General features: G+C 59.6%; 13 protein-coding genes and 4 tRNA genes. 5 read left to right on the top strand and 12 right to left on the bottom strand.

The genetic code is table 11. The features are described from left to right. Positions 1-37: 37 nt before the first annotated feature. The 5 genes from AC06G5_RS08300 to bamJ all read right to left on the bottom strand — a co-directional run bounded on the left by AC06G5_RS08300 (position 38) and on the right by bamJ (position 2,737). Complete coding sequence (locus AC06G5_RS08300; RefSeq protein WP_413428340.1) at positions 38-448, bottom strand: SEL1-like repeat protein; 411 nt, start codon at positions 446-448, stop codon at positions 38-40. Further along, a complete protein-coding gene (locus tag AC06G5_RS08295) occupies positions 449-820 on the bottom strand; it encodes a hypothetical protein (RefSeq protein WP_003223109.1) in 372 nt (123 codons plus the stop codon). After that, positions 817-1,158, bottom strand: a complete 342-nt coding sequence (locus AC06G5_RS08290) for a helix-turn-helix domain-containing protein (protein WP_413428341.1) — start codon at positions 1,156-1,158, stop codon at positions 817-819. The genes AC06G5_RS08295 and AC06G5_RS08290 overlap by 4 nt, the downstream gene beginning before the upstream one ends. Before the next feature lie 114 nt (positions 1,159-1,272). Beyond that, entirely contained in the window at positions 1,273-1,728 is a 456-nt protein-coding gene (locus AC06G5_RS08285; RefSeq protein WP_085716907.1) for a YkvA family protein, read from the bottom strand. Positions 1,729-2,020: 292 nt separating this feature from the next. Next, on the bottom strand, positions 2,021-2,737 hold the full coding sequence (bamJ, locus tag AC06G5_RS08280) for a BamJ family beta-barrel-assembly machinery protein (protein WP_413428342.1): 717 nt from the start codon (positions 2,735-2,737) through the stop codon (positions 2,021-2,023). Between the two features lie 269 nt (positions 2,738-3,006). On the opposite strand from bamJ, the gene AC06G5_RS08275 reads away from it, so the two are divergent. Next, entirely contained in the window at positions 3,007-4,809 is a 1,803-nt protein-coding gene (locus tag AC06G5_RS08275) for a di-heme-cytochrome C peroxidase (RefSeq protein ID WP_413428343.1), read from the top strand. A 28-nt stretch (positions 4,810-4,837) separates the two neighbouring features. Then, positions 4,838-5,974: a catalase family protein gene (locus AC06G5_RS08270; protein WP_413428344.1), complete on the top strand. Its 1,137-nt coding sequence runs from the start codon at positions 4,838-4,840 to the stop codon at positions 5,972-5,974. A gap of 190 nt (positions 5,975-6,164) precedes the next feature. Here the strand turns inward: AC06G5_RS08270 and AC06G5_RS08265 are convergent. From AC06G5_RS08265 to AC06G5_RS08250, 4 genes are all read right to left on the bottom strand, one after another. Beyond that, positions 6,165-6,241, bottom strand: a tRNA-Asp gene (locus tag AC06G5_RS08265). Positions 6,242-6,256: 15 nt separating this feature from the next. Beyond that, positions 6,257-6,332, bottom strand: a tRNA-Val gene (locus AC06G5_RS08260). Positions 6,333-6,530: 198 nt separating this feature from the next. Then, positions 6,531-6,607 (bottom strand) — tRNA-Asp (locus tag AC06G5_RS08255). 19 nt (positions 6,608-6,626) lie between these two features. Beyond that, positions 6,627-6,702, bottom strand: a tRNA-Val gene (locus AC06G5_RS08250). Between the two features lie 159 nt (positions 6,703-6,861). On the opposite strand from AC06G5_RS08250, the gene rdgC reads away from it, so the two are divergent. The 3 genes from rdgC to sugE all read left to right on the top strand — a co-directional run bounded on the left by rdgC (position 6,862) and on the right by sugE (position 9,331). Continuing rightward, the gene (gene rdgC, locus AC06G5_RS08245; protein WP_218542817.1) at positions 6,862-7,782 is read left to right on the top strand and encodes a recombination-associated protein RdgC; all 921 of its coding nucleotides are present in this window, start codon (positions 6,862-6,864) and stop codon (positions 7,780-7,782) included. Positions 7,783-7,919: 137 nt separating this feature from the next. Further along, positions 7,920-8,885: a bile acid:sodium symporter family protein gene (locus tag AC06G5_RS08240; RefSeq protein ID WP_413425274.1), complete on the top strand. Its 966-nt coding sequence runs from the start codon at positions 7,920-7,922 to the stop codon at positions 8,883-8,885. A 131-nt stretch (positions 8,886-9,016) separates the two neighbouring features. After that, positions 9,017-9,331: a quaternary ammonium compound efflux SMR transporter SugE gene (gene sugE / locus AC06G5_RS08235; protein WP_085716911.1), complete on the top strand. Its 315-nt coding sequence runs from the start codon at positions 9,017-9,019 to the stop codon at positions 9,329-9,331. Positions 9,332-9,454: 123 nt separating this feature from the next. Here sugE and AC06G5_RS08230 read toward each other — a convergent pair whose 3' ends face one another. From AC06G5_RS08230 to AC06G5_RS08220, 3 genes are all read right to left on the bottom strand, one after another. After that, positions 9,455-11,329 (bottom strand): MFS transporter, encoded by a 1,875-nt coding sequence (locus tag AC06G5_RS08230; RefSeq protein ID WP_413425276.1) that lies wholly within the window; start codon positions 11,327-11,329, stop codon positions 9,455-9,457. Positions 11,330-11,425: 96 nt separating this feature from the next. Beyond that, entirely contained in the window at positions 11,426-12,577 is a 1,152-nt protein-coding gene (locus AC06G5_RS08225) for a TDT family transporter (protein WP_413425278.1), read from the bottom strand. Positions 12,578-12,705: 128 nt separating this feature from the next. Then, positions 12,706-13,896 carry an MFS transporter gene (locus AC06G5_RS08220; RefSeq protein WP_480459235.1) on the bottom strand — a complete coding sequence of 397 codons (1,191 nt, stop codon included), beginning with the start codon at positions 13,894-13,896 and terminating at the stop codon, positions 12,706-12,708. Between the last annotated feature and the right edge of the window lie 66 nt (positions 13,897-13,962).

The raw sequence follows: 13,962 nt of genomic DNA, 5'->3' as shown, positions 1-13,962 counted from the left end.
TTTCGCGAGCAGGCTCGCGAAGGCACCAGACCAGCCACTAATTATCCAAAGGACCGCGAGACGCCAACTCTTTGAGCTTGATCTCGGCCAACGGATGCCCAGCCTTGGCAGCCATCCCCCAGAACCGCGCCGCTTCAGCCGGGTCCGGCGCCTTGCTCGCTGTCCCGGCCAGGCTGATCACACCCACTTGATACGCCGCCTTGCCATCGCCCGCCAATGCCGCCAGGCGCAACAAACGCACGCCCTCCTCACGAGCACCGAGGCCGACGCCGCGAAACGTCAGGATGTGCCCATAGAAGCTCTGGGCGCCGACATTGCCCAGGTTGGCCATGCGGGCGAACTGGCCTTCGAGCCAGCGCCAGCCTCGTGGCTGGCGGACAAACCATGACCAGTGAAACAATCGGCGCGCGAGCCAGTAACCGGCTCGTGCCTTGAGTTGTAAAAACACTCAGGCCTCGGCCGATTCCGGGTATTCGTACTCGAACACCCGCACCACTTCCGAAGCGTGCCAGGACGCAGCGGCAACGCCGTCCGACGGCCCGGAAAAACGCCCGAGGCGCTCGACACACTCAAAGAACCCGGTACGTGGCAAACGGCTGGCGCCCTGACTGATCACCAGTGAACTGCGCAATGGTTGCTCCGCCTTCGCGTCCAGGGCCGCCAGATGCTCAAGGGCCGCAGTCAGGGTCTGCATGGCCGGGGTCGGCAGCTGCAAACGCTCCAGCAATGCCCGATACGTCAACAGATGGCGCTGGCGACGCGCCTGATCCAGTTCGCCCAGCAATCCGTCCCAGTGTTGACGACTGATACGTACGCTCACGATTCTTCCCTCCACCCTGGCACCGTCAATTCCCAGGCCAGGCTGCGGCGAATCGCGGCGTCGGGCAGACGCTCGCCACTTTCGATCATGGCCAGGTAAGACGGGCTGATGCCTACCGTGCGGGCCAGCGCCTCGATGGCGATGCCCTTTCCTTCGCGCAAACTGCGTAGTTGATCCAGACCCGGAAGAATCGGGTCTGGTGTTGCCGCCTGAAGCTTCACGGCTTCAGGCGACGCTTGCTCTTTGATGCCTGCTGCTTTCAGTAACGCCTGATACTGAGCCCATGGCAGAACCGCATATTCGGGCTCGCCTTCGCGTGTAATTATCTGAATATCCATGACTACCCCGTAGGACAAAAACACTTAGCGAGTCGGCACTTTTCCTTAGAAGTGTAATCCTAACAGCGGCCAAGGTCGCGGGGGGCATCAATCTATGAACAGGTCGCAATCGGCTCAGTGTTTTTTCGGGCCTTGAAGTTGAAGCTGCTCGGGGGTGTCAGGCAGACGCTCAACCACCGCGAGCTTTTCCGGCGCCTGCCGTTTGCGCCAGGTGCGGAAGGCATTGAGTTCGTCGTCGAGCACTTTCATCAGCCACGCCAATACCGCAATGTCATCGAACATGCCGAATACCGGAATGAAATCCGGGATCGCATCCACCGGGCTGAGGAAGTACATCAGGCCCGCGACGACCGAAATCAGCGCCTTGGGGCTGATGGCGCGATATTCCCCGCGCCAGTAGGCCAGGCAGAGTGCCTGCAACAGCTTCAAGTCGTCCTTGAGCTTGCCCAGTCGGTTGCCCTGGCTCGCGCCTTTGCTGGCGACCGCGAACAACAGGGTCGGCAATCGACCGCGTGCCAGCAGGCGCCCGGCCAGTGGCAGGAAACGAGCGAAATTCCAGGGTGCTTTCATGATTTCTCCCGTTGAAATGTTATCCACACAAATTGTGGATAACCTTGTGAACAGAGCTGCTTTTCACCGCTGAAAGCCCCGCTTTACAAGGCTTGCGTTCAGATCGGGCGTTTTTTACTCATCAAAAAAAACCCATAATTTCATTGACTTGGCGGCGTTGTGCGTCTACCGGCAACACTACTATGCGTGAGACTCCGGTCTAGAGCGTCTGTTCGTTTTGTTTACCCCTGCCGGGCGCCAGATGCAACAACGCCCCGCATGAGCGAGGCGTTGTTATCGAAGCAGACGCTGGTTACTTGGCTTCGGCGTCTTCTTTTGCCGGGTCCTTGATGGCCAGCAGTTCCAGGTCGAATACCAGCACCGAATTGGCTGGAATCGCCGGGCTTGGGCTTTGAGCGCCGTAAGCCAGGTCAGCCGGGATGTACAGTTTGTACTTCTCGCCAACGTGCATCAGTTGCAGGCCTTCGACCCAACCCGGGATCACACCGCTGACCGGCAGATCGATCGGGCTGCCGCGCTCGACGGAGCTGTCGAATACGGTGCCGTTGGTCAATTTGCCGGTGTAGTGAACGGTCACTACGTCAGTCGGCTTTGGCTGAGGGCCATCGGCTTTCTGCACGACTTCATACTGCAGGCCCGAAGCCGTGGTGGTCACACCGGCTTTCTTGCCGTTTTCCTCGAGGAATTTCTTGCCGGCAGCGGCCGACTCTTCGCTCATCTTGGCCATGCGCTCTTCGGCACGCTTTTGCAGTGCGGCGAACGCCTCAACCAGTTCTTCGTCCTTGAGCTTCTGCTCTTTCTTGCCGACGGCGTCTTCGATGCCCTGGGCTACAGCTTTGGAATCGAGATCGTCCATGCCTTCCTGAGCCAGGCTCTTGCCCATGTTCAGGCCAATTCCGTAGGAAGCTTTTTGCGCCGGGGTTTTCAGCTCTACGCTGGTCTGCGAATCACAACCCGCGAGTACCAGGCTAACCAGGGCCACCGCCGCCGCCAACCGATGCTGTTTCATGCTATTTCCTTGTTCATGCGCCTAAAGGGCAATCGAGTAAAGCCGCGAGCTTATCAGGCCGCCACGACCAATGGCTACCGGCATGAGAGCCGGAAACACTTGATAAGTTCAGGTGTTTAAACGCATTTCACAATTCGGCTGATGAAGCTTCTTTCATCTTGTTCCGACGCAGACTGATTCCAGAACCCGCAACATCTGGCGTAATGGCCTCTTGCCGCACCCTGGGTACTCAGGCATAACGGCATGACAACTTGACATGGATGTTTATCTTGCGCCTCTTCCTACGCTTGCTGGTTCTCATCGCAGTACTGTTCGGGCTGGTCATGGCCGTGGTTCTTTACTACGTCGCCAACCCGAAATTGCCGGCCTGGTCGCCTGCTCAACAGGTGCATTACCTGGAGCAATGGAGCGCCGCAGACCGCGAGACTTATTACTTCACCCCCCAGGGCACTCAGGTCAAAGGCTTGCGCTACGACTGGTTCACCGCCCTCGAACTGCCCTTCTCGCAGCAACGCTTCGCCGCCCCCGAGTACCTCGCCCGCTTCGGTTTTCTGGTGGATCCCGGCCAGAAACCGACACCGAACAACCCCGGCAACCTCCCGGCAGGCTTTACCCGGCACCAGAATGCGGGGAGCCCGGATGTGTTTCTGGATATCACCTGCGCGGCCTGCCACACCGGAGAACTGCGCTTCAAAGGACAAGCCGTGCGTATCGACGGCGGCTCGGCGCAACATGTCCTGCCGTCCAGTGTTCCTACACTCAAAGGGGGCAGTTTCGGACAAGCGCTGGTGGCCAGCCTGACCTCGACCTACTACAACCCGTGGAAATTCGAACGTTTCGCACGCACTGTGCTGGGCCAGGACTATGACGCCCGTCACCAACAGCTGCGCAAGGAATTCAAATCTTCACTGGATACGTTCCTCAAAGTGGCCTGGAACGACACCCATCGCGGGCTCTATCCGACCGAGGAAGGCCCGGGGCGCACAGACGCCTTCGGACGCATTGCCAACGCCAGCTTCGGTGACGCGATTTCCCCCGAAAACTACCGCATAGCCAATGCCCCGGTCGATTATCCGCAGTTGTGGGACATGTGGACGTTCGAATGGGTGCAGTGGAACGGCTCGGCGAAACAACCGATGGCCCGCAACATCGGCGAGGCGCTTGGCGTCGGCGCCACCCTGGACTTCTTTGACAACAATGGTCAGCCGCTGATGGGCGATGCCCGCTATCCCTCCAGTGTCCGTGTGCGCGACCTGCACCTGATCGAAAAAACCCTGCAACGACTCTCGCCTCCCGCCTGGCCGGAAGATCTGTTGGGCGCAGTCGACAAACCCCTGGCAGCAAAGGGGCGCGCCTTGTTCGCGGAAAACTGCGCGGGTTGTCATGTACCGAGCACCACCCAGGGCGAGGGACGATACGTTCAGCACCTGAAAATGCTCCCGGTGGATTACATCGGCACAGATCCCGGTGCGGCCAACAACATCGCCGACCACCGCTTCGACCTGACAGCGCTGCAATGGAATCAGGCGGAACTGGAACAACTTGATGTAGAGCCGAAACCCGACGAACCACTGGACCTGAGCAAGATGTCCGTGGCCAGGGGGCTGGCCTATGTCACGGCATTTGTCCTGGACCGCGCGTATCAGGACGCCCATGTCACCCCTGCCGAGCGTCCGGCAATGGACGGTTTCGGCCTGCCGATCGGCGTGCGCGAGTTGCGTTCGTACAAGGCCAGGCCATTGGCGGGTGTATGGGCGACGGCGCCGTTTCTGCACAACGGTTCGGTACCGAGCATTTATCAATTGCTGTCGCCTCAGGATGAGCGTGCGACCACCTTCTACAAAGGCACTTTCGAATACGACCCGGGACACCTGGGTTACCGCACCGAAGCCTTTACCAATGGTTTTCTGTTCGACACGCGAATCACTGGCAACCACAACAGTGGTCATGAATTCCGTGCCGGCAAACTCGGCAATGGCGTGATCGGCCGCTGGTTGCAGCCGGAGGAACGCTGGGCACTGCTGGAATACCTGAAAGTGCTGGGCGGCCCGCTGGAAGCGCAATTGCCATGACCACAGCCCCAGTCAAAAGGACTTTCCCATGCTGACAACTCTCTGGCTGCGCCTGGGCGCCTTCCTCGGCAAGCTGTTGCTGTGGCTGCTGGGTCTCGGAGTGCTTGGCTGGGCATTGGCCACCGCCTGGTTTGCCTGGCAGCATCGCGGGCCGGTCCCGGCGCAGGAGTTGATTGCGGACGGCGAAGCCGCGATGACCCGGGACATCATCCAGACCGCCGTACGCATCGTCGATCAGCACCGTGAAAGCACTCGCTACCTGCGCGACGCCCATGCCAAGGCCCACGGATGTGTGAAGGCCGAGGTTCAGGTGCTGCCGGAACTGCCAGGCGAACTGCGCCAGGGCGTGTTCAGCGAACCGGGTAAAACCTGGCGAGCGACGATGCGCCTGTCCAACGGCAATGCCTACCCGCAGTTCGACAGCATCCGCGACGCCAGGGGCATGGCGATCAAACTGCTCGATGTTCCGGGCAAACAACTGTTGAGCGATCGGCAGGGGCGAAGCGAACAGGACTTTGTGATGTTCAGCCATCCGAACTTCTTTGTCAGTGATGTCGCCGAATACCGTCAGAACGTCGCCGCCCAGGCTGACGGTAAAAAGATCATGGCTTTTTTCCCCGGCTGGGATCCACGCGCCTGGCAGGTTCGCCACCTGTTTATTGCCTTGGCGACATTGTCCCCCGCCCCGTCGAGCCCAACCCGGACGACGTACTTTTCGGTTTCACCCTACAAATTCGGTGAAGCCAATGCGAAGTTCCGGGTCATACCCGATCCGGATAACTGCCCGGCCTACAACCTGCCGGAACAAAATCGCAAGCTGCCGAACTTTCTGCGCAATGCGCTGAACCAACAGCTGTCCACCGACCGGGTACCCGCGTGTTTCGCTCTGCAAATCCAGCGACAGGACGCCAACAAGTACATGCCGATCGAAGACACCAGCATTGAGTGGCGAGAGAGTGATGCGCCCTTCGAGACGGTGGCGCGGATCAACGTGCCAGCACAGGACTTCGATACACCGGCGCTGAACCTGCAATGCGACAACCAGTCGTTCAATCCCTGGTTTGGCCTTGAGGCGCACCGCCCCATTGGCGGGATCAATCGCCTGCGCAAGGCGGTGTATGAAGCCGTCAGCGACTACCGGCACAGCCGTAACGCCGAACTGTAGGAGCGAGCTCGCTCGCGAAAAACCAATGGGCGCCGCTGGGCATCTGAATTTATGCGTTATCGTTAACGATCTTCGCGAGCTAGCTCGCTCCTACAAGGAGCGAGAAAAGCCAAATCCCAGACAGCAAAAAGCCCGCACTAGGCGGGCTTTCTGTGGTGATCTGGCGTTCAGTGTTCCAGATTACCGAATATGGCGCAGCGGACGGGACTCGAACCCGCGACCCCCGGCGTGACAGGCCGGTATTCTAACCGACTGAACTACCGCTGCGCGTAGCGTTGAAAGTGGTGGGTGATGACGGGATCGAACCGCCGACATTCTGCTTGTAAGGCAGACGCTCTCCCAGCTGAGCTAATCACCCTTTACCTTCGTTGCGGGGCACATTATGCCACAGGTTTTTATAAAGTGTTGATTTATTTGAAGTTTTTTCAAAAAAATCTAAAAACCGGTGAAACGATGCAACCCACAGGAACAACAGTCATACATGAGACAGAAAAAAGCCCGCCTAAGCGGGCTTTTCCGTGGTGACCTGGCGTTCAGTGTTCCAGGTTACCGAATATGGCGCAGCGGACGGGACTCGAACCCGCGACCCCCGGCGTGACAGGCCGGTATTCTAACCGACTGAACTACCGCTGCGCTAAACACTTGAAACGAATGGTGGGTGATGACGGGATCGAACCGCCGACATTCTGCTTGTAAGGCAGACGCTCTCCCAGCTGAGCTAATCACCCTTCGCTTCGGTGTGGCGCGCATTCTACGGAGCGACCCAACCTCTGGCAAGCACTTTTTAAAATAATTTTCTCAGGCCTTCCAAAGGCTTAGAGAAAGGTTGGCCTATGGCACGGCGAAGACAATAATGCCCGCCTTTGTATAAAGGAGAGACTCACCCCATGTGGTTCAAAAACCTGCTTATCTATCGCCTGACCCAAGATCTGCCTGTTGATGCCGAGGCGTTGGAAACTGCACTGGCCACCAAACTGGCGCGCCCATGTGCAAGCCAGGAGTTGACCACCTACGGTTTCGTCGCGCCGTTCGGCAAAGGCGAAGATGCGCCGCTGGTGCACGTCAGCGGTGACTTCCTGCTGGTGTCCGCGCGCAAGGAAGAACGTATTTTGCCGGGCAGCGTTGTGCGTGACGCCGTCAAGGAAAAGGTCGAAGAGATCGAAGCCGAGCAAATGCGCAAGGTCTATAAGAAGGAACGCGATCAGATCAAGGATGAAATCATCCAGGCCTTCCTGCCCCGCGCCTTTATCCGTCGCTCTTCGACCTTCGCCGCCATCGCGCCGAAACAGGGCCTGATCCTGGTCAACTCGGCCAGCCCGAAACGCGCCGAAGACCTGCTGTCGACCTTGCGCGAAGTGATCGGCACCCTGCCGGTGCGCCCGCTGACCGTGAAAATGTCCCCGACGGCGACCATGACCGAGTGGGTCACCACGCAGAAAGCCGCAAACGATTTCTTTGTGCTGGACGAGTGCGAACTGCGCGACACCCACGAAGACGGCGGTATCGTGCGTTGCAAGCGCCAGGACCTGACCAGCGAAGAAATCCAGCTGCACCTGAGCACCGGCAAAGTGGTCACTCAACTGTCCCTGGCCTGGCAGGACAAACTGTCGTTCGTCCTCGACGACAAAATGGTGGTCAAGCGCCTGAAGTTCGAAGACCTGCTGCAAGACCAGGCGGAACAGGACGGCGGCGACGAAGCCCTGGGCCAACTGGACGCCAGCTTCACCCTGATGATGCTGACCTTCGGCGACTTCCTGCCGGCGCTGGTTGAAGCGCTGGGTGGCGAAGAGACTCCGCAGGGGATCTAAGGACCAGTGATCTCTCCTGTAGGAGCGAGCCCGCTCGCGATGGTGTGTCAGATAAAGAGGGGTGACTGACACACCATCGCGAGCGAGCTCGCTCCTACAGGGGTTTTGTGGTGTTACGTAAAAATAAGGATCAAGTCATGCGCGCACTGGCTGCATTGAGTCGCTTTGTCGGCAACACCTTTGCTTACTGGGTTCTGATTTTCGCTGCCGTGGCATTTCTGCAGCCGGCATGGTTCCTCGGCCTCAAAGGCGCCATCGTGCCCTTGCTGGGGCTGGTGATGTTCGGCATGGGCCTGACCCTCAAACTCGAAGACTTCGCCGAAGTCGCTCGCCATCCATGGCGCGTGGCCCTGGGCGTAGTTGCACATTTCGTGATCATGCCCGGCGTGGCGTGGTTGCTCTGCCAGGCGTTCCACTTGCCAGCGGAGATCGCCGTCGGCGTGATTCTGGTGGGCTGCTGCCCAAGCGGCACCTCGTCGAACGTGATGACCTGGCTGGCCCGCGGCGATCTGGCGCTGTCGGTGGCCATCGCCGCCGTCACCACCCTCCTCGCTCCGCTGCTGACGCCGGCGCTGATCTGGCTGCTGGCCTCGGCCTGGTTGCCGGTGTCGTTCATGGAGTTGTTCTGGTCGATCCTGCAAGTGGTGCTGTTGCCGATCGTGCTGGGCGTGGTTGCCCAACGGCTGCTTGGCGACAAGGTCAGGCACGCAGTGGACGTATTGCCGCTGGTGTCGGTGGTGAGCATCGTGATCATCGTCACTGCGGTAGTTGCCGCCAGTCAGGCGAAGATTGCCGAGTCCGGCCTGCTGATCATGGCTGTGGTCATGCTGCACAACAGCTTTGGCTACTTGCTGGGTTACTTCACCGGGCGCCTGTTCAAGTTGCCTCTGGCACAGCGCAAGTCCCTGGCCCTGGAAGTAGGCATGCAGAACTCCGGATTGGGCGCGGCCCTGGCCAGTGCGCACTTCTCGCCGCTGGCGGCGGTGCCCAGTGCATTGTTCAGTGTCTGGCACAATATTTCCGGGGCTCTGCTGTCGACTTACTTTCGTCGCATGAGCGAGAAACAGGAGCGGGAAATCGCCGCCCAACAAGCCACTGATTGATCCGCGATCTTGATCCGCGATCTTGATCCCCGGGTTAATACTGGGCACTATATTGCGCATCGCGGGGACGACCCCGCAGCTCGATCGAGTCATTAATCTGGGGACGACCCCGTCAGACGATGGAGGTCTTCATGTCCTGGATCATTCTGTTTTTCGCCGGCCTGTTCGAAGTCGGCTGGGCCGTCGGCCTCAAGTACACCGACGGCTTCACCCGCCCGCTCCCCACTGTTTTGACCGTTACGGCCATGGCTGTCAGCCTTGGCCTGCTCGGCCTTGCCATGAAGGAATTGCCGCTGGGTACGGCCTATGCGATCTGGACCGGTGTCGGTGCCGTTGGCACGGTGATCGCCGGGATCATTCTGTTTGGCGAATCCATGGCGCTGGTGAGGCTGGCCAGTGTGGCGCTGATCATTACAGGGCTCGTTGGCCTGAAGGTCAGCGCCTAAGCCACTATCGCCTTCGCGAGCAAGCCCGCTCCCACAGGGATTGTAGGTGTGCCTACTATGTGTGGCACAACACAAAACCTGTGGGAGCGGGCTTGCTCGCGAAGAGGCCGGTAGAATCACCGATTATCTTACGGCCCCGCGCAACTCCCCCACCAACGCCTGCAACCTGGCAGGCTCCGCCGCCTCAACCGCCACCGCCGGCCCTGCCACCAGGGTCACTCGCGACCACAGGCGATGAAACAGCCCCTTGCCCGGATCGCGGCTGAAGAAACTCCCCCACAACCCCTGCAAGGCCAGCGGAATCACCGGCACCGGCGTCTCTTCGAGAATTCGCGTCAAGCCGCCCTTGAACTCATTCAACTCGCCATCGGCGGTCAATTTACCCTCGGGGAAGATGCACACCAGCTCACCGTCCTTCAGATACCGGGCAATGCGCGTGAAGGCCTTTTCGTAGATCTGGATGTCTTCATGACGCCCCGCGATAGGAATCGTCCCTGCGGTGCGGAAGATGAAGTTCAGCACCGGCAGGTTGTAGATCTTGTAATACATAACAAAGCGAATCGGCCGACGCACCGCGCCGCCAATCAGCAAGGCATCGACGAAGGACACGTGATTGCACACCAGCAACGCCGCGCCCTCATCGGGGATCAGATCCAGGTTGCGGTGCTCGACGCGGTACATGGAATGGCTGAGCAGCCAGATCATGAAACGCATGGTGAACTCGGGGACGATCTTGAAGATGTAAGCGTTGACGCCGATGTTCAGCAACGAGACCACCAGGAACAGTTGCGGGATCGACAGCTTGGCCACACTCAGCAAGACGATCGAGACAATCGCCGACACCACCATGAACAACGCGTTGAGGATGTTGTTGGCGGCAATCACCCGCGCCCGCTCGTTCTCGGCGGTACGTGACTGGATCAGCGCGTACAGCGGCACGATATAGAAACCGCCGAAAACGCCCAGGCCGAGGATGTCGAGCAACACCAGCCAGGCGTGGCCGAAACCGAGGATTTCAATCCAGCCATGACCGGTGGCGCTGTCCGGGATTGCACCGGAATGCCACCACAGCAGCAAACCGAAGACAGTCAAGCCGAACGATCCGAACGGCACCAGGCCAATTTCGACTTTGCGTCCGGAGAGCTTCTCGCACAGCATCGAACCCAAGGCGATGCCGACCGAGAACACCGTCAGGATCAGCGTCACCACGGTTTCGTCGCCGTGCATCCATTCCTTGGCATACGCCGGGATCTGCGTCAGATAGATCGCCCCGACAAACCAGAACCACGAGTTGCCGACAATCGAGCGCGACACCGCCGGAGTTTGCCCCAGGCCGAGTTTCAACGTGGCCCAGGACTGGCTGAAGATGTTCCAGTTCAGGCGCATTTGCGGTGTGGCGGCAGCAGCACGAGGAATGCTGCGGCTGGCCAGGTAGCCGAGCACGGCAATGCCGATGATCGCCGTGGACACCACCGGCGCGTAATGCGCCGAAGACATCATGACCCCGGCGCCAATGGTGCCGGCGAGGATCGCCAGGAAGGTACCCATTTCCACCAGGCCGTTGCCGCCTACCAGCTCATCCTCACGCAGGGCCTGCGGCAGGATCGAGTACTTCACCGGCCCGAACAGCGCCGAATGGGTGCCCATGGCGAACAGCGCCACCAGCATCAACGACAGGTGATCGAACAGGAAGCCGACGGCGCCGACCGCCATGATGACGATTTCCCCTAGCTTGATCAGGCGGATCAACGCGTCCTTGGCGAACTTTTCCCCGAATTGGCCGGCCAGGGCCGAGAACAGGAAAAACGGCAGGATAAACAGCAGCGCACACAGGTTGACCCAGATAGAGCGGTCACCTTCGATGGTCAGCTTGTACAAAATGGCGAGGATCAACGACTGCTTGAACACGTTGTCGTTGAACGCCCCGAGGGACTGGGTGATGAAGAACGGCAGGAAGCGCCGGGTGCGCAGCAAGGTGAACTGTGAGGGGTGACTCATCTTCCATGTGTCCCTGATGTTAGGTAGCGAGTGGCCTGGATTCTTATTGGATTATCAAAAGCCGATCCAGGCCACACATTACCTAATCCTGACCGGTTATTTCTTCAATCCGGCAATGCAAGGCGAGACAAACAGCTCGCCACGCCAGGCGCCCAGCACTGTGCGCTTGCCGACGATCAGCCACATCACGGCCAGCAACGCCACCAGCACACAGCCGAACACACTGAAAAACGTCAGGCTCAAGGTACTGGCCAGCTTCAACGTCGCCAGAGAATAGACGCCCAACGGGAAGGTGAAACCCCACCAGCCGAGGTTGAATGGAATGCCGGCACGCAGGTAGCGCACAGTGATCAGCAGCGCCATCAGCATCCACCACAGGCCGAAGCCCCACAGGGTGATGCCGGCCACCAGACCCAATCCTGCAGCAATCTCACCGATGCCCGGCAACCCGTTGGCCGCAAAAATCAGCGGTGCATCGCCGCCCAGTACCAGCATGCCCAAGGCACCGGTGCCGATCGGGCCAAGGGCCAGCCAGCTAGAGGCGGCCATGTTTTCGTGGGGCAGTTTATGCAGGGCCATGCGCAACAACAGGATGGTCAGGATGCTGAAGGCCACCGGCAGGGAAAAGGCCCAGAGCACGTAGCTGGTCACCAGCACCACCAGTTGCGAATGAGCGTCGGCCAGATGCGGTGCCAACAGGCCACCGCTGGCGGCCGCCACCTCTGCCGCGACCACCGGCAACAACCAGACCGCTGTCATCTGGTCGATGCTGTGCTCCTGACGGGTGAACATCATGTAGGGAATCAGCACGCCGCAAGCCAGCGACATCGCCACATCCAGCCACCACAGCACCTCGGCGAGGTGAATCACGCCTTCACCCCAGCGTGGCAAGCCGAACACCAGGAAGCCGTTGATGATGGTCGCCAGGCCCATCGGGATGGTGCCGAAAAACATCGAGACCGTGGAGTGGCCGAAGATCCGTCGTGCTTCGTCGAAAAACAGCAGCCAACGCGCCGTGTACATCGCCGTAAACAGCAGAAACAGCGCGATGTTGAACAACCAGAGGGCTTCGGCGAAGGCGTGCAAGGCGGGTATGGCGACCGGCAATTGCGCCAGCGCCAACGCCAGCACGCCGGTACCCATGGTGGCCGCGAACCAGTTAGGGGTGAACTGGCGGATCACTTCGCGGGGATGCTGCAAGTGACTGAAAGGTTTGATTCCGGGCTTGATGCTATTGGCGCATGTCATGGCGTACTCCTGTCCTCTCGTGAGGTAGAGCCCATGTTAGATCCGAATAGAATATCTATATAACGGGTAATTTCTCTATATCTTATCTACTTTATAGATATTCAATCAGGCATGCCCGTGTCGCAATGTCATGGATTGGCCTCACACGCCCTGCCTGAACGCGGGCGTATCAAACCTGCCAAAGCGCCAAGGGCCAGAACAATCAACACCGCACCATACCCATCGGTGGTCGCTACCAGGCCGAGGGTACGGCTCAGGTTCCCGGCCAGCAGCGATGGCAGGCAAAAGGCGAGATAGCTGAGCGCGTAATACGCCGACACCAGCCCGGCACGTTCATGGGGCAAGGCCAGCGGCACCAGGCTACGCAAGGTGCCGAGAAAACCGGAACCGAAACCACATCCTGCGACCAGTGTGCCAAGGAAGAACAGCGGCAGGCTGGCACTGTGCACCCCCAGCAAAATCAGCACGACACCCGTTGGCATCATGCTGGCGCCCAATAACAACGCCTTGCCGGCGGGTCGGTTGCGCATGCTGTAGATCATCAGCGCGCCGGTCAGCGTCAAGGCGGCCACGGTCGCGCCGCCAATCATGTTCGAGGTCGAGCCCGTGGCGGTGCGCACCAACGAAGGCGCCAGGGATGCGTAGAAACCGCCGAGGGCCCACAGGGCAGTATTGAGCGGCAGCACTCGCCACAAAGTGGAGCGCGCTTGCAGTGGCACATGCAGAGTCGGTCGCAATGACGCCCAAACCCCGGCCTGCCGCGAGACGCTTTCCGGCAAGCGCCAGACATAAAACGCCTGCATCACGAACAACGCCAGCAGCAGCCAGAAAGTCAGATGCAACGGAGCCGGGGCGTACTCGGCCAACGCACCGCAGCCCAGCCCACCTATAGCCATGCCGGTCAACGGTGCAACGCTATTGACCAGCGGCCCCCGCTCGCGGTCGGTATCCAGTAGTGTTGCGCCCAGCACGGCGGTAGCCATCCCGGTGGCAAAACCTTGCAGAATTCGGGCACTGATCAGCCAGGCGGCGCTGTCGGCGTGAATGAACAGCAGCATCGCCAGAATGTTCAGAATCACCGCAGTAAAAATCACCGGCTTGCGCCCCAGGTAATCCGACAGCGAGCCGACCGTCAGCAACGCCGCCAACAGGCTGAGGGCGTACACGCCAAAGATCAGGGTCAGCGTCGCGGCAGAAAACTGCATCTGCTCCTGGTACAGGTGATACAGCGGCGTCGGCGCAGTGGAGGCTGCCAGAAAACTGAGCAAGGTCACTGCCAGAAACCACAGGCTGGAACGATTTGAACGAGAACCGGGCATGGACACACTCCGCAAAAGCTAATTTTTTGCTTTTGCGGAGTGTGCTACTGGATCCCTCTTAAAGCA

The organism is Pseudomonas sp. WT-JTC (assembly GCF_056711565.1).
Note: the sequence above shows the minus strand (reverse complement) of the source record. Positions and strands in the feature narration are given on the sequence as shown.

Coding starts and splice junctions, on each gene's coding strand:
- AC06G5_RS08290 (WP_413428341.1), bottom strand. CDS start 1,158: ATGGATATTCAGATAATTACACGCGAAGGCGAGCCCGAATATGCGGTT.
- AC06G5_RS08285 (WP_085716907.1), bottom strand. CDS start 1,728: ATGAAAGCACCCTGGAATTTCGCTCGTTTCCTGCCACTGGCCGGGCGC.
- bamJ (WP_413428342.1), bottom strand. CDS start 2,737: ATGAAACAGCATCGGTTGGCGGCGGCGGTGGCCCTGGTTAGCCTGGTA.
- AC06G5_RS08270 (WP_413428344.1), top strand. CDS start 4,838: ATGCTGACAACTCTCTGGCTGCGCCTGGGCGCCTTCCTCGGCAAGCTG.
- rdgC (WP_218542817.1), top strand. CDS start 6,862: ATGTGGTTCAAAAACCTGCTTATCTATCGCCTGACCCAAGATCTGCCT.
- AC06G5_RS08240 (WP_413425274.1), top strand. CDS start 7,920: ATGCGCGCACTGGCTGCATTGAGTCGCTTTGTCGGCAACACCTTTGCT.
- sugE (WP_085716911.1), top strand. CDS start 9,017: ATGTCCTGGATCATTCTGTTTTTCGCCGGCCTGTTCGAAGTCGGCTGG.
- AC06G5_RS08230 (WP_413425276.1), bottom strand. CDS start 11,329: ATGAGTCACCCCTCACAGTTCACCTTGCTGCGCACCCGGCGCTTCCTG.
- AC06G5_RS08225 (WP_413425278.1), bottom strand. CDS start 12,577: ATGACATGCGCCAATAGCATCAAGCCCGGAATCAAACCTTTCAGTCAC.
- AC06G5_RS08220 (WP_480459235.1), bottom strand. CDS start 13,896: ATGCCCGGTTCTCGTTCAAATCGTTCCAGCCTGTGGTTTCTGGCAGTG.